Annotated in this window: 16 protein-coding genes; 8 read left to right on the forward strand and 8 right to left on the reverse strand. The window is 35.6% G+C overall.

Annotation, left to right across the window (positions count from 1 at the left end; translation table 11 throughout):
- Positions 1-56 precede the first annotated feature (56 nt).
- Together NO995_RS04760 and NO995_RS04765 are read right to left on the reverse strand one after the other, a co-directional pair.
- Positions 57-1,013: an OmpA family protein gene (locus tag NO995_RS04760; RefSeq protein WP_258226495.1), complete on the reverse strand. Its 957-nt coding sequence runs from the start codon at positions 1,011-1,013 to the stop codon at positions 57-59.
- A gap of 37 nt (positions 1,014-1,050) precedes the next feature.
- Entirely contained in the window at positions 1,051-1,815 is a 765-nt protein-coding gene (locus tag NO995_RS04765; RefSeq protein ID WP_258226496.1) for an exodeoxyribonuclease III, read from the reverse strand.
- A gap of 180 nt (positions 1,816-1,995) precedes the next feature.
- On the opposite strand from NO995_RS04765, the gene NO995_RS04770 reads away from it, so the two are divergent.
- From NO995_RS04770 to NO995_RS04785, 4 genes are all read left to right on the forward strand, one after another.
- The gene (locus NO995_RS04770; protein ID WP_258226497.1) at positions 1,996-5,430 is read left to right on the forward strand and encodes a hypothetical protein; all 3,435 of its coding nucleotides are present in this window, start codon (positions 1,996-1,998) and stop codon (positions 5,428-5,430) included.
- Positions 5,431-5,477: 47 nt separating this feature from the next.
- Entirely contained in the window at positions 5,478-5,870 is a 393-nt protein-coding gene (locus NO995_RS04775; RefSeq protein ID WP_258226498.1) for a hypothetical protein, read from the forward strand.
- Positions 5,871-5,950: 80 nt separating this feature from the next.
- Positions 5,951-10,267: a CusA/CzcA family heavy metal efflux RND transporter gene (locus NO995_RS04780; protein ID WP_258226499.1), complete on the forward strand. Its 4,317-nt coding sequence runs from the start codon at positions 5,951-5,953 to the stop codon at positions 10,265-10,267.
- A 6-nt stretch (positions 10,268-10,273) separates the two neighbouring features.
- A complete protein-coding gene (locus tag NO995_RS04785; RefSeq protein ID WP_258226500.1) occupies positions 10,274-11,419 on the forward strand; it encodes an efflux RND transporter periplasmic adaptor subunit in 1,146 nt (381 codons plus the stop codon).
- A 14-nt stretch (positions 11,420-11,433) separates the two neighbouring features.
- On the opposite strand, the gene NO995_RS04790 is transcribed toward NO995_RS04785, so the two are convergent.
- From NO995_RS04790 to NO995_RS04805, 4 genes are all read right to left on the reverse strand, one after another.
- Entirely contained in the window at positions 11,434-12,354 is a 921-nt protein-coding gene (locus tag NO995_RS04790; protein ID WP_258226501.1) for a M28 family peptidase, read from the reverse strand.
- A gap of 83 nt (positions 12,355-12,437) precedes the next feature.
- The gene (locus NO995_RS04795) at positions 12,438-13,178 is read right to left on the reverse strand and encodes a succinate dehydrogenase/fumarate reductase iron-sulfur subunit (protein WP_240572200.1); all 741 of its coding nucleotides are present in this window, start codon (positions 13,176-13,178) and stop codon (positions 12,438-12,440) included.
- 10 nt (positions 13,179-13,188) lie between these two features.
- Positions 13,189-15,201 carry a fumarate reductase/succinate dehydrogenase flavoprotein subunit gene (locus NO995_RS04800; protein WP_258226502.1) on the reverse strand — a complete coding sequence of 671 codons (2,013 nt, stop codon included), beginning with the start codon at positions 15,199-15,201 and terminating at the stop codon, positions 13,189-13,191.
- 11 nt (positions 15,202-15,212) lie between these two features.
- Positions 15,213-15,896 carry a succinate dehydrogenase cytochrome b subunit gene (locus tag NO995_RS04805; protein ID WP_258226503.1) on the reverse strand — a complete coding sequence of 228 codons (684 nt, stop codon included), beginning with the start codon at positions 15,894-15,896 and terminating at the stop codon, positions 15,213-15,215.
- 411 nt (positions 15,897-16,307) lie between these two features.
- On the opposite strand from NO995_RS04805, the gene NO995_RS04810 reads away from it, so the two are divergent.
- Positions 16,308-17,600, forward strand: a complete 1,293-nt coding sequence (locus NO995_RS04810; RefSeq protein WP_258226504.1) for an aminopeptidase P family protein — start codon at positions 16,308-16,310, stop codon at positions 17,598-17,600.
- A gap of 77 nt (positions 17,601-17,677) precedes the next feature.
- Here NO995_RS04810 and NO995_RS04815 read toward each other — a convergent pair whose 3' ends face one another.
- On the reverse strand, positions 17,678-19,003 hold the full coding sequence (locus NO995_RS04815) for an aspartate kinase (protein WP_258226505.1): 1,326 nt from the start codon (positions 19,001-19,003) through the stop codon (positions 17,678-17,680).
- 180 nt (positions 19,004-19,183) lie between these two features.
- Here NO995_RS04815 and NO995_RS04820 point away from each other — a divergent pair, with 180 nt between their 5' ends.
- From NO995_RS04820 to NO995_RS04830, 3 genes are all read left to right on the forward strand, one after another.
- Positions 19,184-19,840, forward strand: a complete 657-nt coding sequence (locus NO995_RS04820; RefSeq protein WP_240572205.1) for a hypothetical protein — start codon at positions 19,184-19,186, stop codon at positions 19,838-19,840.
- Positions 19,841-19,848: 8 nt separating this feature from the next.
- Positions 19,849-20,628 carry an alpha/beta fold hydrolase gene (locus tag NO995_RS04825; protein ID WP_258226506.1) on the forward strand — a complete coding sequence of 260 codons (780 nt, stop codon included), beginning with the start codon at positions 19,849-19,851 and terminating at the stop codon, positions 20,626-20,628.
- Between the two features lie 62 nt (positions 20,629-20,690).
- Complete coding sequence (locus NO995_RS04830; RefSeq protein WP_240572207.1) at positions 20,691-20,957, forward strand: hypothetical protein; 267 nt, start codon at positions 20,691-20,693, stop codon at positions 20,955-20,957.
- A 131-nt stretch (positions 20,958-21,088) separates the two neighbouring features.
- Here the strand turns inward: NO995_RS04830 and thiL are convergent, their stop codons facing one another.
- Complete coding sequence (gene thiL, locus NO995_RS04835) at positions 21,089-22,126, reverse strand: thiamine-phosphate kinase (RefSeq protein WP_258226507.1); 1,038 nt, start codon at positions 22,124-22,126, stop codon at positions 21,089-21,091.
- Positions 22,127-22,329: the final 203 nt, after the last annotated feature.

A 22,329-nucleotide genomic window follows, 5' to 3' on the forward strand; every position in this document is an offset into this window, starting at 1 on the left:
CCTTTCAGCTTACCGGAAACTGAAAGGCTTAAATCTATGTTAATCTTATAATTGTATTACTCGTTTAAAAGCTTTGATAACTCATCTAACTTAGGCGTTAAAACAACTTCTATTCTTCTGTTTTTAGCACGACCTTCAGGCGTTTCGTTACTTGCAACAGGTGCGAACTCACCTCGACCTGCTGCAGTTAAATTTTCAGGATAAATATCATCGTTTTCAGCTAAAATATTTACGATTGCTGTTGCTCGTTTGGTTGATAAATCCCAGTTATCTATTAATGGTCCGTTTCCAGAATATGGTACGTTATCGGTATGCCCTTCAATTAACACGGCAATATCAGGGTTTTGCCCAAGTACACTACCAAGTTGTTGCACCGCACGACGCCCATCGACACCAACTGCCCAACTTCCTGAGTTGAATAACAATTTATTTTCCATAGATACATACACCTTACCATCGCGTTGTTCTACGGTTAAGCCCTTACCTTCGAAATCGGTTAAAGCTTTAGATATAGCATCTTTTAATGCCGTCATAGCTTCTTCCTTTTCTGAAATCAAACGCTCCAACTCCACTACTCGAGCCGAACGCTCTTCCAACTCTGTTCTTAATTTTGCCAAACGTGCAATTTCAGCATTTAAAGCTTGTTCTTTGGCGTCTAATTCAGCTAGCAACTCACGGTTCTTTTGTGAATTAGCAGCAATCGCTTTAGAACTGTTTTGCTCTAAAGCTTCATAAGAAGCCTGTAGATTTTCTAAATTTGCTTTAGCTGCATTATAGTCGTTCTGTAAACGGTCGCGTTGTTCAACCGCACCCGCATAAGAATCTTTTAGTTTACCAAGTTCGTTTTCACAAACTGTTTTATCTTCTAAAAGCGTATTGTTGTCAATAAGCAGTTTACGATTCTCCTTTTTTAAGTTATTGTATTTATTTTCTAAATCTTTGTACACATTTGGAGATACACACGACGCTAAAAGCGATAAGGTTAATGTGGCTAAAACAAATTTTTTAATCATGTTTAGGTTCTGTTTGATTTGTATTATTAACTAACTTCTATGATTCAATTTCAACTAAAATAGGGCAGTGATCACTGTGCACTGCATCTTTTAGTATAACGGCTCTTTTTATTTTTTCTTGTAATGGCTCTGCAACCATAGCATAATCTAAACGCCAACCTTTATTATTGGCTCTGGAATTGGCACGATAGCTCCACCAGGTGTAATTATCTGCTTCTTTATTTAAATGTCTGAACGAATCGATAAATCCATTATTAATGAAACCTCCAATCCACTCACGCTCGGCTGGTAAAAACCCAGACACTTTACTTAATCCTTTTGGGTTATGGATATCTATTTCTTCGTGACAAATGTTATAATCACCACAAATAACCAGATTAGGAATTTCCTTTTTCAGATTATTTATATACTCCTGAAACATGTCCATGTACTCAAACTTATGATCTAAACGTGCATCATTCGTTCCTGAAGGCAAGTACAAACTCATTACCGAAAGACCGTCAAAATCGGCTCTAAGATTTCTACCTTCGGCATCCATTGAATCAATTCCCGTGCCATACTCAACATGATTAGGTTCAATTTTACTTAAAATTGCAACACCGCTATACCCCTTCTTCTCAGCACTAAACCAATAATTGTATTTATAACCCAATTCATCGAACACATTTAAATCTAATTGCTCCTTTAAAGCCTTGATTTCCTGAAGGCAAATCACATCTGGATTGGCACTTTTTAACCAGTCTAAAAACCCTTTATTAATTGCCGCTCGAATACCATTTACGTTATAAGATATTATCTTCATGTTTATATTTAAAGTTTTACAAATCACTTATTTACCAAATAATGTACTAACGCCAAAGCCAATAAGTTTACCGAATTTCTGCTAAATTAAATAATGCATTACTTTTACACCACAATTTTGCAGTTCATTTAACAAAAACTCAAACAAAATATATTAGACAATTTACTGTTTAAGTATCAAATGAAATCTACTATACGCCTTTTTATGTTTTTTGTTGGTTTTTGGGTTATGGCTCAAGAACAAAACACGAATTACAAAAACAGAAAAGTTGCTGTAAAAGATTCCATACAAATCGATTCTGTAAGTATTAACCCGAACCATTTTTCGATAAAAAGAACAGATGGCTCCATTATTGACACCTCTTATTATACGGTCGATTTCCCAAAAGCGATGTTACACTTCAAAAAAAGTATAGCTTCAGATTCCATCATCATATATTATTTAAAGTTTCCAGATTTTCTAACCAAGACTTACAAACAGTTAGATGAAAACATTATTGTAGAAAACACCGATAACATTCAAAAGTTATACCAGCTATCACAACCTAACACTAATAAAAACTATATTCCGTTTGACGGTTTAACCACTTCGGGAAGTATCTCTCGTGGAGTTACGGTTGGTAACAACCAAAATTCGGTATTGAATAGCGAACTGGATTTACAAATCTCAGGAAAACTGAACGACAAAATTTCGCTTCGTGCCTCAATTCAGGATGCCAACATTCCACTTCAGGAAAGTGGTTACAGCCAACGCTTGGATGAATTCGATCAGATTTTTATTGAATTACTAAGTGACAAGTGGAATATTCGTGCGGGAGATATCGATTTAGAAAATAACAATTCTTACTTTGCCAATTTCTCAAAGCGCGTACAAGGTTTGTTAGTAAATGCCAATTTAGGAAACGACGACAACCAAACCCAACTATTTGCTGCTGGCGCCTTGGTACGCGGACAATTTACCCGCAGTCAGTTTACAGCTCAGGAAGGTAACCAAGGTCCATATAAATTACAGGGACAAAACGGTGAATTGTTTGTGCTTATTGTTTCTGGTAGCGAAACCGTTTATGTTAATGGAAGCGCGTTAAAGCGTGGCGAAAATGAAGATTATATTATTGATTATAATGCCGGCGAAATCATTTTCAACTCTACATTTCCGATGACTTCCGAAATGCGCATCACTGTCGATTATCAATACAGCGAGCGCAATTATTCCAGATTGGTTGCCTATGGTGGCAGTAACTATGAAAGCAAAAAACTAAAACTTGGTGTTTCGGTTTATTCTGAAAACGATGCTAAAAATCAACCTTTACAACAAAACCTTTCGGAAGAACAGGTTGAAATTTTATCGCAAGCCGGAGACGACCGTACACAAATGGTAGCGCCCTCGGAAATTCAGGAAAACTACAACGATAACCGCATTTTATACCGAAAAGAAGTGATCAACGGTATTGAAGCCTTTGTGTTTTCTAACAACCCTGACGATGAATTATACCGGGTAACGTTTTCCCAGGTGGGTGCTAACCAAGGAAATTATATTTTAAGCAGCACCAATGCCATCAGCAATATTTACGAATATGTAGAACCTAATCTTGGTATTCCACAAGGCGATTATGAACCGGTTGTTCAACTGGTGGCGCCAACTAAACTACAAATTGCAGTTTTAAACGGCAGTTACACCCCTACAGAAAAAACAAATATTGCCTTTGAAGTCGCTGGAAGCAAAAAAGATTTAAACTTATTCTCAAATCTGGATGACAACAATAACGATGGCTTCGCCGGAAAACTTAAAATCACCCAAAGTATTATAAAAACAGATAGTCTTTGGAATTTAAACGTTTTTGCCGATGGCGATTATATTCAGAAAAACTTCAATACCATTCAACGTTTGTATAATGCCGAATTTAATCGGGATTGGAATTTAAGCGACCTAAACGGAACGACCATTATAAATGACTATAACAACCAAAATTTATTAAGCTCCGGAATCAACCTGTTTCACTCAGAAAAAGGAGGTATAAATTACCAGTTTGAGCATTTAGGTTACTCTGGATTTTTCAATGGAAACCGTCATTTAGGGCAAGTAAACCTGAATTTAAACAAATTCAATATTCAATCGTATTCCAGTTTTTTAGATGCCAATTCTACTTTAAGTACCTCAACATTTTTAAGGTCATATAATCGTGTTACTTATAGCATGAAACAGAGTTGGCTGGGAACAAAAATGGCTATTGAAGATAATGAACAACGTGAACTTTTAACCGATTCTCTAACACCTTTAAGTCAGAAATTTAAATCTTATGAAGTCTTTTTTGGTGTGGGAGACAGCACGAAGATTTTCACCGAAATAGGGTACAAAAATCGTGTAAACGACAGTATTAGAAATAATCAATTACAAAAAGTAAATACATCGAATACGTTTTACTTAGACACCCGACTCATTCAAAACACAAATACTAATCTGGCATTATACGCCAATTACAGAAACTTAAAAAGTGCGGAAGAAGACATAGCTGATGAACAATCTATAAACTCCAGATTGCAATTCAGTCAAAAGTTATTTAAACAACTTATTTTGTGGAACACCCTTTTTGAAACCAATTCGGGAACCTTACCGCAACAGGATTTTACTTATGTAGAAGTTGAGCCCGGACAAGGCACCTACACTTGGATCGATTATAACAACAATGGTATTCAGGAACTGGAAGAATTTGAGATTGCACAATTTCAAGATCAGGGCAAATACATTCGTGTTCTGCTACCTAATCGCGTGTATATAAAAACACATCAAAATAGGCTAAGTCAAACCGTAACCATTAACCCAGCGCAATGGGCTGTTAGCGACAATGCTTCTAAAAAATTCTGGTCGCATTTTTATAATCAAACCAGTTATTTAATTGACAGAAAGTTGAAGCGTGATGGCAATCGCTTCAATTTAAATCCGTTTGAAAATGATGAAGAAAACCAGCTAGGCCTTCAGCTTAACTTAAGAAATATTTTGTTTTTCAATCGCGGAAAACAACACTATACGACATCGTATACCTTTTTATCAAATCGCACAAGAAATATTCTATCAACAGGATTTATTGAAAATGCGCTGAAAAGTCATCAGCTCAATTTCAATCATAAAATTGCCGAAATCTGGTTAATCACTTTACAATCTGATTTTGAAAACAATGAAAGTTTAAGTGAAAACTTTATAAGTAAAAATTACAATTTTGATGAAACACGTCTAAGTCCGAAACTCTCATATTTATTCAACGACAATTCACGCTTCGACATTTATTACCAATATGCCAACAAGGAAAATACCATTGGTAGTCTGGAAACTTTAAAGCAATCAAAATACGGCACATCCTTTACCCTGGCTAACAGTCAAAAAAGTTCAGTAATTGGAGAATTCAACTTTTTAACCAACGATTTTAGTGGTAGTGCCTCCACACCTGTAGCCTACCAAATGCTTGAAGGTTTACAACCCGGAAAAAACTTTACCTGGAGTTTGTTGGCACAAAAAAAACTAACCACTTTCTTAGATTTAAACCTTAGCTATTACGGTAGAAAAACCGAAACCAGTAAAACGATTCACACTGGAACAGTTCAGCTAAAAGCCTACTTTTAAGCAACTCTTAACATTTAGCATTAATAATTTTTGTAATTTCGGTACTTATGAGCCAGGCTATTAGTATAGTTTATTCCTTTCTGATACTCATACAGAGTTTCAATATTAACTTTGACGATTTTTCAAAGTTCAATGCGTTATTGGAACATGCCAGCTATCACAAAGAAATGTATGGCGATAATTTCCTTCAGTTTTTATCAGAACATTACGGTGGTGAAGTAGCAACACACGGCGATAAGCACGAAGAACACAAAAATCTTCCATTTAAAGAGCATCAACATTTGTTGTGCCATCTAAACGCTACATTTATACTTACTCAACACTTTTCATATAATATTAAACGTGTTGAAATTATAGAAAAACCTGTAAATTTCTTTTACAAAGAACCTGTCTCTTTATTCGAAAAACCTTCTGTTTTTCAGCCACCCAAATTAGCATAATTCTTTAACGACATTATTAAAACTATTTAAACCACTTCGGTTTAAAATAGCTCTATTTAATTATTTGATTACTTTGAATTATGTTAGAAAACATTATAAAATTCAGCTTAAAAAATAAGCTAATCGTTATACTTTTTACCGCATTTATCATCGGTTTTGGTATTTACTCCTTAACACAAATTCCTATCGGGGCAGTACCAGATATTACCAACAACCAGGTGCAGGTGATTACCACATCTCGCAACCTCTCTACTCAGGATGTCGAGCAATTTATTACATACCCTGTAGAGCTGGAGATGGCGAACTTACCGGGTGTTGAAGAAATCCGTTCGGTTTCAAAATTTGGTTTATCAGTTGTTACCATTGTGTTTAACGACAAGATGGGTACCTATCTGCCACGCCAACTTATTGCCGAAAAAATTAAATCCGCTACAGAAAAAATCCCGGAAGGTTTCGGCTCACCTGAAATGGGCCCCATCACCACCGGTTTAGGAGAAATTCATCAATATATTCTGGATGTTAAACCTGAATATAAAGACCAGTACAGCACAACCGATTTAAGAACCATTCAGGATTGGATTGTTAAACGTCAACTTTCAGGAATTCCGGGTGTTGTTGAAATTAATACCTGGGGCGGTTACTTAAAACAATATGAGGTTGCCATTAATCCGGAAAAGCTAAAAGCAATGAATATCAGCTACCTTGATATTTTTAATGCTTTAGAAAAAAACAACAGTATTGCTGGTGGTGGTTACATTGAAAAAAGCAATAAAGCCTATTTTATTCGTGGAGAAGGTTTAGTTAATTCTTTAAGTGATATTGAAAACATTGTTGTTAAAAATGATGGTGTTCCTATTTATATCAAGAATGTTGCGACTGTAGATTTTGGTAGCGCTACTAGATTTGGAGCCATAACCGGAAACGGTGAAGGCGAAAAAGTGCTTGGGCAGGTGATGATGCTTAAAGACGGTAACTCTAAACAAGTTATTGAAGCCGTAAAAGAGCGCATAGCCAATATTCAAACATCGTTACCCGAAGGCGTGTACATCAACGAATTTTTAGAACGCAGTGAACTGATTGGTAAAACCACCTTTACCGTGGCCGAAAACCTAATTTTAGGCTCACTTATTGTTATTTTTGTAGTGGTTTTACTTCTTGGAAATTTCCGTTCGGGCCTTGTTGTTGCTTCGGTAATTCCGTTGTGTTTACTATTTGCCATTTCCTTAATGAACATGTTCGGAATCGATGCCAACCTGATGAGTTTAGGTGCTATCGACTTCGGAATTATTATTGACGGTGCAGTCATTATTGTTGAATTTATAGCGTTCCAAATTACAAGTCAGAGTTCTAAAATTAACGCGTTATCAAAAGATGACCGACAAGATAAAATAGATCAAATCACACAAAAAAGTGCCTCAAAAATGATGAATTCTGCCATTTTCGGACAACTCATCATTCTTATTGTATTTATTCCTATTCTATCTTTAAGTGGCGTTGAAGGTAAAATGTTTAAACCTATGGCCCTTACATTCAGCTTTGCTTTAATAGGTGCCATGTTATTGTGTTTAACTTATGTTCCGGTTATTTCCTCTATGTTCTTAAAACCTGTAAAACACAGTGAGAAGAATATTTCGGTGAAATTGATGAACCGTCTTAACACATTTTATAAACCTTCCATTCACTGGGCTTTGCAACACAAAAAAATAGTGATTGCAGCTTCAGGTTTACTTTTGGCATCCAGCATTTATATTTTCACAACTATGGGTGGCGAATTTGTGCCCACTTTAGATGAAGGTGATTTTGTTATTCAACCAGTTTTAAAAACCGGAACCTCTCTTAAAAAAACTATTGAAATTACTACCAAAATTGAAAAAACACTTTTAGATAATTTCCCGGAAGTCGATCAGGTGGTGAGCCGAATTGGCGCTGCCGAAGTCCCTACCGACCCGATGAGTATGGAAGAAAGCGATGTGATTATTAAATTAAAACCAAAAGACCAGTGGGTGTCTGCCGAAAGTAAAGATGAACTCGCCGATAAATTCAAGGAAGCTTTAAGTATCATTCCTGGCATGGAAGTGGAATTCACACAACCCATTGAAATGCGATTTAATGAACTTATTACCGGAGTTAGAGCTGATGTGGCTATTAAAATTTTCGGTGAAGATTTATCGGTTCTAGCGAGTAAAGCCAACGAAATAAAATCACTGATTCATGATGTTGAAGGTGCTTCCGATATTGTTATTGAAAAAGTTGAAGGTCTTCCGCAAATGACAGTTAATTTTAACCGAAGTAAAATTGCGCGCTACGGACTGAACATTGCCGATGTGAATCAAATTATTACCATGGGCTTTGCAGGCGCCACTGTTGGTAATATTTTTGAAGGTGAAAAACGATTCGATTTGGTGATTCGATTAGACAAAAATAAACGTACCAATATTGAAAACCTTCAAAATTTATACATCGACACCCCAGCCGGAGCTAAAATTCCACTGAGCGAACTTGCCGACATTAAATACACTACCGGCCCAGCTAAAATATCTCGCGATAATACCCAACGTAGAATTGTAATTGGAATAAATGTTAGAAACCGCGATTTACAATCGGTAGTTGATGATGTTCAGCATATAATCGACACTAAAGTCAAACTTCCGGTGGGCTACCGTGTGACTTACGGCGGACAATTTGAAAATTTACAAAGCGCTAAAGACCGTTTAATGGTAGCTGTTCCCGTAGCCTTAATTCTCATTTTTATTATGCTACATTTTGCCTTTGGTTCTATAAAAGAAGCTGCCATGGTGTATTCTGCGATTCCACTTTCGGCTGTTGGAGGGATTTTCCTGTTATGGCTTCGTGACATGCCTTTTAGTATTTCGGCTGGTATTGGGTTTATTGCTCTTTTTGGTATCGCTGTACTTAATGGTATTGTACTAATAGAACATTTTAAAGAACTAAAAGAAGAAGGTGTTCTGGATATTGAAGAACGTATAAAACGAGGTACTATAGAACGTTTACGCCCTGTTTTATTAACCGCTTCGGCGGCGGCCTTAGGTTTTCTTCCTATGGCTATTTCTACGAATGCAGGTGCCGAAGTTCAGCGTCCATTAGCCACAGTTGTTATTGGCGGATTAATTACGGCTACAGTTTTAACCTTAATTGTATTACCTGTACTTTATGCCTGGTTTGAAGAAAAAAAACATATTAAAATGAATAAAAACGGTATCGCTTCGGTTGTCATTCTTTTATTCTGTTTTAAAATGAATGCACAAACAGCACCTTTATCGCTTAATGAAACCATTAATCTGGCGATTGAAAATAACGCAGGTTTAAAAGCGTCGTCGCTAAAAACCGAGGAAAGCAAAGCGCTTATTGGAAGTGCTTTTGATTTCGACAAAACACAAATCTATTACAGCTACGACGAAAATAATATGGCGATAAACGGTGTTCCGTTAAAGGTTTTTGGAGTGAGTCAGGATTTTAAATTCCCAACCTTGTATTTTGCAGACAAAAAAGTAAACAAAGCCAAATACAACCTTCAAAACACAAATTATAATATACAACTGGAAAACTTAAAACGCGATGTTTCTATAGCCTATTATCAATTATGTTATGCTCAAAATAAAGCTGAATCTTACCGTTTTTTAGATAGCTTGTATCAAAATTTTTCGAAAGCTGCCGAACGCCGTTTTGAACTTGGTGAAACCAATTACCTGGAAATGATAAGTGCCAAATCGAAGCAAAAGCAGTTACAAACCAAATACAGACAATCACTTCTTGAAGTGGCTTCGGCCAACGAACAATTAAAAAAAGTGGTTCAGGTGGATACGCTTCTGGAGATTGACACGAATTTTAAAAAACTGGAATTACAAAACATATCTGTCGAGGATAATATTGGCTTAGCATATTACGATTCGTATAACGATTATTACACGGCCTTAAATCAACAAGAAAAACAAAACCTGTTACCCGATTTAAGTGTAGAGTACTTTCAAGGTTCCAACAGTTCCTTAAACGACAACATGATTGGTTATCAATTCGGTATTAAAATCCCTATTCTTTTTAGCGGAAATGCCTCTAAAATAAAAGCTTCTAAATTAGCCCGGGAAGCCTCGGTTGCAGAACAGGAAAATTACAAGGTAACATTAAAAACCGAACACCAAAAACTGTTATCACAATTGGAACAATACAACGAGTCCATTAATTATTACGAAAATGAAGGCAAGGCTTTATCTAAAGAAATTATAAAAACTGCCAACAGAAGTTTCAAGGAAGGTGAAATTGATTTCTTTCAGTACATCCAAAGTATTGAAACCGCTACCGATATTCAATTGAATTATCTGGAAAATTTAAATCATTACAACCAGACCATCATTACCATTAACCACCTTATTGTAAAATAAAGAAAGATGAAAAACTTACATATACTTATTGCGCTATTCACGGTAATGGCCTGTAAAAATTCAGAAAAGAACACAAATTCTGTTACTGAAGAAGTTCTCGAAGAACATCTTACTGTAACACAAAAACAGTTCGAAACCGAAAACATGAAACTCGGCAAATTAGAACAACACACCTTCAACAACACTATTAATGTAAGTGGTATAATTGACGTACCTCCACATAACAAGGCTACAGTAAGTAGTTTCATGGGTGGTTACATAACTAAAACGCCACTTTTAATTGGCGACCAGGTTAAAAAAGGACAACTGTTGGTGAGCATGGAAAATCCTGAATTTATTGAACTACAACAACAGTATTTAGAGATTTCTGAACAATTAAATTATCTAAAATCGGAATACACAAGACAAAAAAGTTTGTTCGATGAGAATATAACGTCCCAAAAAAACTTCCTGAAAGCTGAGAGTACATACAAAAGTGCGCTTGCTGAATACAATGGTTTAAAGAAGAAATTAAGCATGTTAAACATAAGTCCTGCATTGGTTGAACAAGGCCAATTGACATCTACGGTTAATTTATATTCTCCTATTAACGGATATATTACAAAGGTGGAAGTTAGTAATGGCATTTACGTATCGCCTTCCGATATGATTATGGAAATTATAGATACAGACCATATCCATTTAGAATTATCGGTGTTTGAAAAAGACATTTTAAACATTAAAAAAGGACAAAAAATAAACTTTAAAATACCTGAAGCATCCAACCAGATTTTTGAGGCCAAAGTGCATTTAGTAGGCACTACGGTTGATGAAAAAAACCGAGTAATAAAAATACATGCCCATATTTTAAATGAAGAGCAGGCTAACTTTATTGTCGGTATGTTTGTTGAAGCTCATATTATAAGTAACTCCGAAGAAAAATCTGCATTACCCAAAGACGCACTTATTGAATATGAAAATGCCATGTATGTTTTGGTTTTAGAACATGAAGAAAATGGCAAGTATAGCTTTGAGAAAGTTAAGCTAAATATCGGCTTAGAAAATGAAACCTATGCCGAAATTTTAAACTATGAAGATTTAATGAATAAAACCTTGTTAACCCAGGGTGGATTTATGTTGTTAGCCGAAGAAGGTGGTGGGCATGATCATTAAAAAAATAGAAATTCTTAAAGCGATAACTGATCTAATTTTTCAAATACAGAAATAATAACTTTAACCGCATTAGTATAAAAAGCCGGCTGAATATTCTCGTAATCGTCAGTCGGTTCATGATAATCGCTATGATCTTCTACCCCAAAATATAAAAAAGGAATGCCTTGTTTATGAAATGGTGCATGATCGGAAGCATGGGTCCAGTCCTCTTTCCAATTCCCTTCGTCATGCCCCATTGATAGTTTAAAGTTTTCCGGAGTCTTTATACCCTTAATTACCGATCTTAAAAACGGATAATGGGAAGTTCCAACAGCAAAAAGTTCATTTTTATCACTACGGCTTATCATATCCATATTGATGTTAAATACGATTTTTTTTAATGGCACTTTGGAATTATTAACAAAGTATTTCGCCCCTTGTAATCCTAATTCCTCTCCATCAAAAGCCGCTAAAATAATGGAGTATTGTGGCGCGTGATATTTAAAATATTCGGCAAAACTGAATAAAGCTCCAACACCTGAGGCATTATCATCGGCTCCGTTATAAATTACTCCTTGCTTAATACCTTCATGGTCGTAATGGGCACTAACAACAATATATTTATCTGGATACTTTTCGCCTTTTATTAGTCCTAAAACATTTGCAGCTTCATAATATGTACCTTTAAAATCAAAAGAAAATGGCTGTTCATACTTGCTTTTTAACAGCGGCTGAACACCTAATTTTTGAAATTCATGAATGATATATCTTCTAGCTTTGATTCCGCCTCGCGTTCCAGTTCTGCGTCCTTCAAAAGCATCAGAAGACAAATTTTCGACATTCTTCAGCAGCGTTTCCTCGAAAAAAGCGGGTTCATAAATTTGACTTTTCGTCTGAGCGAATCCATCAGCAAACGACAAAAAACAAATTACAGCTATGCAAAATAGTTTATACATCACAAAAAATTAACCTGATAAAGCTAAACAAAAAAACCCAAGCCTAAGCCTGGGTTTTCATTTATATGTTGAAAAAACAATTTTTAGAATTGCGCTTTCATTAACTCTCTGTTCATTCTTGCGATGTTGTCTAAAGAAATACCTTTAGGACACTCAATCTCACAAGCTCCAGTATTTGTACAGTTACCAAAACCTTCTAAATCCATTTGAGCAACCATGTTACGTACACGATCGGCAGCTTCAACCTGACCTTGAGGTAATAAGGCATACTGAGAAACTTTAGCACCAACGAATAACATAGCACTTGAGTTTTTACAAGTTGCCACACAAGCACCACAACCAATACAAGTCGCAGCATCCATAGCCTCATCGGCAGCATGCTTAGAGATTGGAATATTGTTAGCATCCTGAGTATTACCTGAAGTATTAACAGAAATATAACCTCCTGCATGTTGAATACGATCGAAAGCGGTACGGTCTACAACTAAATCTTTAATTACAGGAAATGCAGCAGCTCTAAATGGCTCGATAGTAATAGTATCACCATCTTTAAACATACGCATGTGTAACTGACAAGTAGTTACGCCTCTGTCTGGTCCGTGTGCTTCACCGTTAATATACATAGAACACATCCCACAGATACCTTCACGACAATCGTGATCGAACGCTACAGGCTCTTCTCCACCAGCAATAAGTTGTTCGTTCAAAACATCCATCATTTCTAAAAAAGACATATGCTCTGAAATATCAGTAACTTTATAATCGACCATTTGACCCTTTGCATTCGAGTCTTTTTGTCTCCAAATTTTAAGTGTTAAATTCATAATGTCTTTTTTATTTGTACGAACGTTGTTTTAGTTCTATATCATTAAACTCTAATTCTTCTTTGTGTAAAACAGCATCAGCAGGCTCGCCTTTGTACTCCCAGGCAGCTACATAAGCATACTCTTTATCGTTACGTTTAGCTTCTCCTTTTTGCTCACCATCCAACTCCACAGATTCTTCTCTAAAGTGACCTCCACAAGACTCGTTTCTGTTTAAAGCATCTTTAGCGAATAACTCTCCTAACTCAAGGAAATCTGCAACACGACCCGCTTTTTCTAATTCAGGATTCATTTCGTTAGCACTTCCAGGAACTTTTACATTCTTCCAGAAATCTTCACGCAATTCCTTAATTTCAGCCATCGCTTCTTTTAATCCTTGCTCGTTACGAGACATACCACATTTATCCCACATGATTTGCCCTAATTTCTTGTGGTAGTAGTCTACTGAGTGTTGTCCTTTGTTATTTACGAAGAAATCGATTCTGTCTTTAACTTCTTTTTCTGCTTCATCAAACTCCTTAGTGTCCGTTGGAATTTTTCCGGTTCTAATATCATTTGATAAGTAATCTCCAATGGTGTATGGTAATACGAAATATCCATCAGCTAAACCTTGCATTAAAGCAGAAGCTCCTAAGCGGTTAGCACCGTGATCAGAGAAGTTTGCCTCACCAATACAGTATAAACCATCAACTGTAGTCATTAAGTTATAGTCTACCCAAACACCACCCATGGTATAGTGTGTTGCAGGATAAATCATCATTGGTGTTTTGTATGGATCTTCGTCAACGATTTTCTCATACATCTGGAATAAGTTACCATATTTTGCTTCTACGATAGCTTTTCCTAAATCGTATACTTTTTGAGCTGAAGGGTTTTCAATATTCTGAATTCTAGCCTGCTCTTTTCCGTAACGCTCGATAGCTGAAGCGAAATCTAAATAAACTGCTTCACCAGTTGCATTAACTCCGTAACCAGCATCACAACGCTCTTTTGCAGCACGAGATGCAACGTCACGAGGTACTAAGTTTCCAAACGCTGGGTAACGACGCTCTAAGTAATAATCTCTTTCGTCTTCTGATAAATCGGTTGGTTTTTTACGACCTTCGCGAATAGCCATGACGTCTTCCATGTTTTTAGGAACCCAGATACGACCATCGTTACGTAAAGACTCAGACATTAATGTTAATTTAGACTGATAATCTCCTGAACGTGGAATACATGTTGGGTGAATTTGCGTATAACATGGATTTGCGAAATACGCACCTTTTTTATGTATTTTCCAGGCAGCCGTTGCGTTAGATCCCATAGCATTGGTTGATAAGAAATAAACATTTCCGTATCCTCCTGTTGCTATAACGACAGCGTGCGCTGAATGTCTTTCAATTTCACCTGTAATTAAGTTACGAGCAATAATTCCACGCGCTTTACCATCAACTTTTACGACATCAAGCATTTCGTGACGGTTGTACATTTGAATTTTACCACGAGCAATTTGTCTGTTCATTGCCGAGTAAGCTCCTAATAATAACTGCTGACCAGTTTGTCCTTTAGCGTAAAATGTACGTGATACTAATACACCACCGAACGAACGGTTATCTAATAATCCACCATAATCACGGGCGAAAGGAACCCCTTGAGCCACACATTGGTCGATAATATTTGCTGAAACTTCAGCCAAACGGTAAACGTTAGCCTCACGAGAACGGTAATCTCCACCTTTTACAGTATCGTAAAATAATCTGTAAGTTGAGTCACCATCACCTTGGTAGTTCTTCGCTGCATTAATACCACCTTGTGCCGCAATAGAGTGTGCTCTACGAGGTGAATCCTGGTAGCAAAATGCTTTTACGTTATAACCTAACTCTGCTAAAGTAGCAGCTGCAGATCCTCCTGCTAAACCAGTACCAACAACAATAACATCGATGTGACGTTTGTTAGCCGGGTTAACCAGGTTAATATGATTTTTATACTCTGTCCATTTATCTTTAATTGGACCCTTTGGTACTTTTGAATCTAATGCCATATTATCTAAGATTAATGGATATGATTAAAATGATGGTATAACGCAATAATTACAAATCCTGCTGGGATAATAATTGAATATGCTTTACCAATGTTTTGTAATGTTTTCTTTCTTCCAGCCGTAGCTCCCATAGATTGGAATGCCGATGTAAAACCGTGTAACAAGTGTAATGCTAAAAACACAAACGCAACTACGTAAGCAGCTACTCTTGCCGGGTTAACAAATTTCTCCTGTAATTCATGGAAATATCTGTACCCTTCAACACCTTCGTGTACCCCAGACCAATCGCCTTGAATGTACTTTGTGTTAATTTCCGGAAACCAGAAATCGATAAAGTGAAGTAAGATAAAAGCTAAAATAACCAAACCACTATAAATCATGTTTCTACTAACCCAAGTTGAGTTTGCAGCTCCATTATTTTTAGCATAGGCTACTCCTTGTGCTTTTTTGTTTTTAATTTCTAAGATGAATCCCATGATAAAGTGGAATACCACACCAAAAATTAAAACTGGTTGCATTACAAATTGAATTAACCAGTTAGTTCCCATAAGGTGAGATACTTCATTGAAGATGTCACCACTAAAAACAGATAAAAGGTTTATTACAAAATGTTGAAATAAGAAAATCATTAGGAAGAAAGCCGATAATGCCATCGCTACTTTTCTTCCAATCGAAGATTTAAAAAATCCGCTCATTATTTTGAAGTTAGTTTAATACTGGATGCAAATGTAATGAGGACACCTAATTTAGACAAGTTTTAAGGTCTGTTTTATTACGTATTTAGAATGGTTTTAAAGAAGCAAATACGTAGATTTTCAGCATAAAAACACCTTAATAATCAACCCCTTTAAACCTTAAACAAGTATTCCTAAGTATTTCCTTTAACAAATCTTTAGTATTCGCTTTAGAAGAATCACAAAAAAACTGAAACTCAATTATGTAATCGATTACATAATTTACATGTTACAACTTCTTTAATTTCCTAAATATCAACCTTCTATTTCATTTCCCATTAAACACCTAAGTACCTTATTTCCAATTATAACATTTATTAACATTTGATTTTTTTACTTTTGTGTCAATCACAAAATCTAATATTCCAGAACATGAAATATCATCCAATAGACAACGCTCTATTTATTCACAACAGAAAGAATTTCACAGCTCAAATGAAACCGAATAGTTTGGCTGTTTTCAATTCTAACGATATTTACCCTATAGGTGCCGATAGTACGATGCCGTTTCAACAGGATCGCAATATTTTTTATTTAAGCGGTGTCGATCAGGAATCAAGTATTTTACTTTTATTCCCGGATTGTCCTAACCCAAAACACCGTGAAATACTATTCTTAACAGAAACTAACGAACATATTGCTATTTGGGAAGGTGCCAAACTTGATAAAGAACAGGCTTTTAAAACTTCAGGAATCAAAACCGTATACTGGTTACAGGATTTCAACAAGATTTTCAAAGAAGTAATGTCACAGTGTGATACGGTTTATGTAAACACTAACGAACACTACCGCTCGAATGTGGAAACACAAACACGTGAAGATCGTTTCAACAAATGGTTAAAGGAAACTTTTCCAGCGCACAGCGTAGCGAAAAGCAATCCTATTTTACAACGTCTACGTTCGGTAAAACACCAGATTGAAATTGACTTAATTCAAAACGCCTGTAATATTACCGAAAAAGCATTTCGTCGCGTATTAGGATTTGTAAAACCAGGTGTTTGGGAATACGAGATAGAAGCTGAAATGGCTCACGAATTTTTACGCAACCGCTCAAAAGGATTTGCTTACACCCCAATTATTGCTGCAGGAAATAATGCCAATGTGTTACACTACATTGAAAACAACCAGCAATGTAAAGACGGTGATTTAATTTTATTTGACACTGCAGCCGAATATGCAAACTATGCCAGTGATTTAAGTCGAACAATTCCTGTTTCCGGTCGTTTTAACGACAGACAAAAAGCGGTTTATAATGCTGTATTACGTGTTAAAAACGAAGCTACAAAACTACTTGTGCCAGGAACTATTTGGGCCGACTACCACGTTGAAGTTGGTAAAATGATGACTTCGGAATTATTAGGTTTAGGACTTTTAGACAAAGCCGATGTACAAAACGAAAATCCAGACTGGCCAGCTTATAAAAAATACTTTATGCACGGCACATCTCACCACATGGGATTAGACACGCACGATTACGGTATTTTAACCGAACCAATGCAAGCCAATATGGTATTTACTGTTGAACCTGGTATTTACATTCCTGATGAAGGTTTCGGAATTCGTTTAGAAGACGATGTTGTAGTTCAAGAAAAAGGAGAACCATTAAACTTAATGGCTAACATCCCGATTGAAGTTGAAGAAATTGAAGATTTAATGAACAGTTAATTCATCAATCTAAATACTATAAAAAAAAGAAAGGGTCGTTTTGCAACGACCCTTTTTAACAATACTAAAATTATAATTTACAGAGTGACTAATTCAAATAAATAATCGTTTAGCTTGCTAAGTGTTTTTATTTTATCGTTAGAATTGATTAATAGAGAAATATTATTGTTACTTCCCCCGTATGAAATCATTCTAATTTTTACATCTTGTAAAATCTGGAACAACTTATAAGTATCGTGGTGATTCACCACAGAGTGTCCTACTAAACATACGATACTTTGTCCCTTATCGACCTCAATAGTTGCAATTTTTTCTAATTCAACTAAAATCTTGTCTAAGTTTTTATCATCATCAATGGTTAACGACACAGCAACTTCTGAAGTTGTAATCATATCGATTGACGTTTTATAAACTTCAAATATTTCGAATACTTTCTTTAAGAAACCGTGAGCATTTAACATGCGCGCCGATTTAATCTTAATAGCAGTGATACCATCTTTTGCTGCAATAGCTTTAATACCAACTTCAGAATGATCATTGTTAATTAAAGTACCATGAGCCTCAGGGTTCATTGTATTCTTTAAACGCACCGGAATATTATCTTCTCTTACCGGCGTTACCGTTTGTGGATGTAAAATTTTCGCTCCGAAATACGCTAACTCAGCCGCCTCATCAAACGATAAATTTGAAATTGGCCTCGTATTTTCAACATATCTCGGGTCGTTGTTATGCATACCGTCAATATCGGTCCAGATTTGAACCTCTTCAGCTATAATAGCTGCTCCAATAATAGTCGCAGTATAATCGCTTCCGCCACGTTGCAGGTTAGAAATTTCACCTTCAGCATCTAAACAAATAAATCCTTGAGTGATATAAATCTCAGCATCCTCAGCATTTTCTAAAACCGTTTTTAAATGCGATTTTATATAATTTAAATCCGGATCTTTTTCAGCATCAATACGCATAAAACTTAAAGCCGGCAATAAAGTAGAACTTACACCTTCTTGCTTTAAGTAAGCATTTACCATATAAGTAGATAAAATTTCACCTTGTGCCAAAATTTCATTTTCTAAAACTTGAGTAAAGGCTTTTTCAGTAGCTCCTAACAACAAAGCAAATACTTCAGAAACATAAGCCTGAACATCGGCATTTAATTCTGTATTGGTATTTAACAGGTTATTTACAACTACTTTATATGTTTCATGAAGGCTATTTACTTTATTAGCCGCTTCACTAACATTTCCTTCTTCAATATCCTTGGCTATAGACACTAAATGATTGGTCGTACCAGACATTGCCGATAATACCACAATTTTCTTATCTCCATCATTAATAATGTTTTTCACATTACTAATACTCTCTACCGACCCTACCGAGGTCCCTCCAAATTTTAATACTTTCATATTAATGAATACTTAATGTATTTAGTGTTCTTTACTGGCTAATACTTTTTCACTATGTTGAAAATTCCTATTACCAGCTTCATTTTCATTATTTTGAGTGCTAAACTATAACTCCTTTCTATAAAAAAGATATTTATTAAAAAATATGTTTACTTTTGCACATATTGTTAAATAATTAACATGAAGACTGTATCAAACTGTGTTGAAGACATTTTAATAACACAACCTTATTTAGAGGAAGCGCTTTCGCGGAACATAATAAATTTTAGCGCCTTAGCTATCGAGCTCACCGAACCTATTAGTAAAATGCTAAAGAAAGACGTGAAACCTGGCGCTATTATGATGGCTTTAAGACGTTATAATCCGCCAACAACATTATCCAATTCGGTAAAGATGAAAAAGGTAATGCAAAATTTGGGAGATATTACCGTACGCTCAAACCTAACCGATTTTACAGTTAAAAATTCTGATACGATTATTGATAATCACGCCAAGATTTTAGAACGCATCAATCAGGAACCGAAATTATTCTACACCTTTACCCGCGGTATTCACGAAAGTAATCTGATTGTTTCTAGCAGTTTAGATGGTTTTGTTAAAGAATGTTTAGGTAACGAAACGTTTTTAGCATCGCAAACAGGGTTATCGGCCATTTGTGTTAACCTTCCGGAAGACAACTCTAAAATTGCAGGTTTATACTATCACTTCTTTAAACGTTTAGCCTGGGAAGGCATTGTTTTATATGAAGTGATTTCAACCACAAACGAGTTTACTATATTAGTTGAAGACGAATTTGTAGACAAAGCCTTTGCTGCCATTAAAAAGGTTAAAGCTTAACTCCGTTTATGAATTTAGTTTACAAAAACACTTCAATAAGCTATACCGATAACGGGACAGGCAACGCGATAGTTTTACTTCACGGCTTTTTAGAAAACAAAACCATGTGGGAGCCTTTCCTTCCGGAATTTTCAAAAAAGCATCGTATAATTTGTATAGACCTTTTAGGTCATGGTGAAACCGGATGTCTGGGATATGTTCATTCTATGGAACTTATGGCAGAAACTGTAGAAGCGTTATTAAATCATTTAAATATTGAAAAAGCAACATTTATCGGACATTCTATGGGAGGCTATGTAGCTTTAGCATTCGCTGAGAAACATCCTAAAAGAGTAAATGGTATTTGTTTAATGAATTCTACAGCTAAAGAAGACAACCCTGAAAGGAAATTAGGTAGAGACCGAGCCATTGAAGCGGTAAAACAAAACCATAGAACCTTTATAAGGATTGCCGTTAATAATTTATTCCGACCAAAAAACAGAAAAATATACGCGGAAAAGATAAAAGAGGTTGTCGACAATGCTTTGCTAACACCGCTTCAAGGGATTATTGCAGCTCTGGAAGGGATGAAAATAAGACCAAACCGGGAACATATTCTGGAAGCTCATGAATTTGATAAACTCATGATGATCAGTAAAAAAGACCCTGTTCTTGACTATAATAACCTAATCAGTCAAACCAAACACAGAGATGTAAAAGTTGTTGAATTTCCAGACGGACATATGGCTCATATTGAAAATATGAAAGAATTTTCATCTAACACATTGCATTTCATCGAAAATTTATAGCATTTTGTCGTTTGTTTGCTTTTTTTAACTAAGTTTAAATCAACAAATTAACCACAAAAACCATGAAAACAACTACAAACACCCCAGCATTTATACCGAAAATGTACTGTAGTCTTTTCGGCCATAACTACAAAGTAACGAAGCAAGTGACGTATCATGTTAAAGAATACACCTGTTCACATTGCAAAAAGCAGTTAACTACAAATAGCAACGGCAATTTAATTGAATTAACACCAAAGTTTCAGGAAATCAACGCTATTTTAGAGCGTATTCACCACTCAAGAATGGAACGTAAACAAAGAAAAGTTATCGCCTCTTCTGTATATTAACCTCCTGAATTCCAATTTGCTTTTTATTCCGACAAAATTTAGGGTTCACAACACTCTAAACACATCTCCCTACGCCTCTATTAAAACATCAGGCTTCAAAAAAAAAAAAAAAAAAAATACCTAAAAATTAATTACTCGTTAAAGTTTTTCCAACCCTGAGCTTTAATAGGAATTTTAGTTTCTGCCCTTGTTACCAGATGCATTCCAGCACTTTCCTCGGTCATATAACCAATAATGGTTAAATTAGGATTTGCTTTAATTTTAGGATAATCGTCTTGAGAAATCGTCATTAACAATTCATAATCCTCGCCCCCGTTTAGAGCCACTGTAGTACTATCAATATTAAATTCTTCGCATGTAGAAATCACCTGAGGATCTAAAGGAATTTTAGATTCATATAAATCGCAACCTACCTTACTTTGCTTACAGATATGCATAATTTCAGAAGACAAGCCGTCGCTAATATCAATCATCGATGTTGGCTTCACATCTAAATCGTTAAGCAACTTAACAATATCCTTTCTAGCTTCAGGTTTTAACTGACGCTCGATTAAGTATGTATACTGATCTAAATCCGGTTGAATATTAGGGTTAACTTTAAACACTTCCTTTTCGCGTTCTAACACTTGTAACCCCATGTACGCTGCTCCCAAATCTCCGGTAACCACTAATAAATCGTTAGGTTTTGCTCCACTGCGGTATACCTCATTTTCTACTTCACCTAAAGCCGTTACAGAAATTAAAAGGCCTTTATTTGAAGATGTTGTATCTCCTCCAATAACATCAATATTGTAAATTTTGGCAGCCGTTTCAATACCTGCATAAATTTCTTCTAAAGCCTCTAAAGGAAAACGATTCGAAACTGCAATAGATACGGTAATTTGTGTAGCCGTAGCATTCATAGCATACACATCAGATAGATTCACAATCACCGACTTATAACCTAAGTGTTTTAAAGGCATATAACTTAAATCGAAGTGTACGCCTTCAACTAATAAATCGGTTGTTACAACAACTTTTTTCTTAAAATCAAGCACCGCGGCGTCATCACCAATACCTTTTACGGTCGATTTATGATTTATAACAAAATTCTTAGTCAGGTGGTCTATCAATCCAAACTCTCCTAAAGTACTTAAATCTGTACGCTGCTGGTTTTTATCTTCTATCATGCTGCAAAAATAAGAAGCTTATTTAGATAATGGAATATCAAAAGCCTAATAAAAATTCAAATTATTCGCCTAATAACTAAAAATATACAACAAACACCTGATTTTTCAAACAATAAGAAAAACCTATAAAACTATATACTAATATAATGTTAGGCTCTATGGTAATCCGCGACTTATATTGTATATTTGCAGTCAATTTTGAC

It is taken from the genome of Aestuariibaculum sp. M13, from assembly GCF_024723255.1.
In the GTDB taxonomy this organism is placed as follows: domain Bacteria; phylum Bacteroidota; class Bacteroidia; order Flavobacteriales; family Flavobacteriaceae; genus Aestuariibaculum; species Aestuariibaculum lutulentum.

Coding starts and splice junctions, on each gene's coding strand:
- NO995_RS04760 (WP_258226495.1), bottom strand. CDS start 1,013: ATGATTAAAAAATTTGTTTTAGCCACATTAACCTTATCGCTTTTAGCG.
- NO995_RS04765 (WP_258226496.1), bottom strand. CDS start 1,815: ATGAAGATAATATCTTATAACGTAAATGGTATTCGAGCGGCAATTAAT.
- NO995_RS04770 (WP_258226497.1), top strand. CDS start 1,996: ATGAAATCTACTATACGCCTTTTTATGTTTTTTGTTGGTTTTTGGGTT.
- NO995_RS04775 (WP_258226498.1), top strand. CDS start 5,478: ATGAGCCAGGCTATTAGTATAGTTTATTCCTTTCTGATACTCATACAG.
- NO995_RS04780 (WP_258226499.1), top strand. CDS start 5,951: ATGTTAGAAAACATTATAAAATTCAGCTTAAAAAATAAGCTAATCGTT.
- NO995_RS04785 (WP_258226500.1), top strand. CDS start 10,274: ATGAAAAACTTACATATACTTATTGCGCTATTCACGGTAATGGCCTGT.
- NO995_RS04790 (WP_258226501.1), bottom strand. CDS start 12,354: ATGTATAAACTATTTTGCATAGCTGTAATTTGTTTTTTGTCGTTTGCT.
- NO995_RS04795 (WP_240572200.1), bottom strand. CDS start 13,178: ATGAATTTAACACTTAAAATTTGGAGACAAAAAGACTCGAATGCAAAG.
- NO995_RS04800 (WP_258226502.1), bottom strand. CDS start 15,201: ATGGCATTAGATTCAAAAGTACCAAAGGGTCCAATTAAAGATAAATGG.
- NO995_RS04805 (WP_258226503.1), bottom strand. CDS start 15,896: ATGAGCGGATTTTTTAAATCTTCGATTGGAAGAAAAGTAGCGATGGCA.
- NO995_RS04810 (WP_258226504.1), top strand. CDS start 16,308: ATGAAATATCATCCAATAGACAACGCTCTATTTATTCACAACAGAAAG.
- NO995_RS04815 (WP_258226505.1), bottom strand. CDS start 19,003: ATGAAAGTATTAAAATTTGGAGGGACCTCGGTAGGGTCGGTAGAGAGT.
- NO995_RS04820 (WP_240572205.1), top strand. CDS start 19,184: ATGAAGACTGTATCAAACTGTGTTGAAGACATTTTAATAACACAACCT.
- NO995_RS04825 (WP_258226506.1), top strand. CDS start 19,849: ATGAATTTAGTTTACAAAAACACTTCAATAAGCTATACCGATAACGGG.
- NO995_RS04830 (WP_240572207.1), top strand. CDS start 20,691: ATGAAAACAACTACAAACACCCCAGCATTTATACCGAAAATGTACTGT.
- thiL (WP_258226507.1), bottom strand. CDS start 22,126: ATGATAGAAGATAAAAACCAGCAGCGTACAGATTTAAGTACTTTAGGA.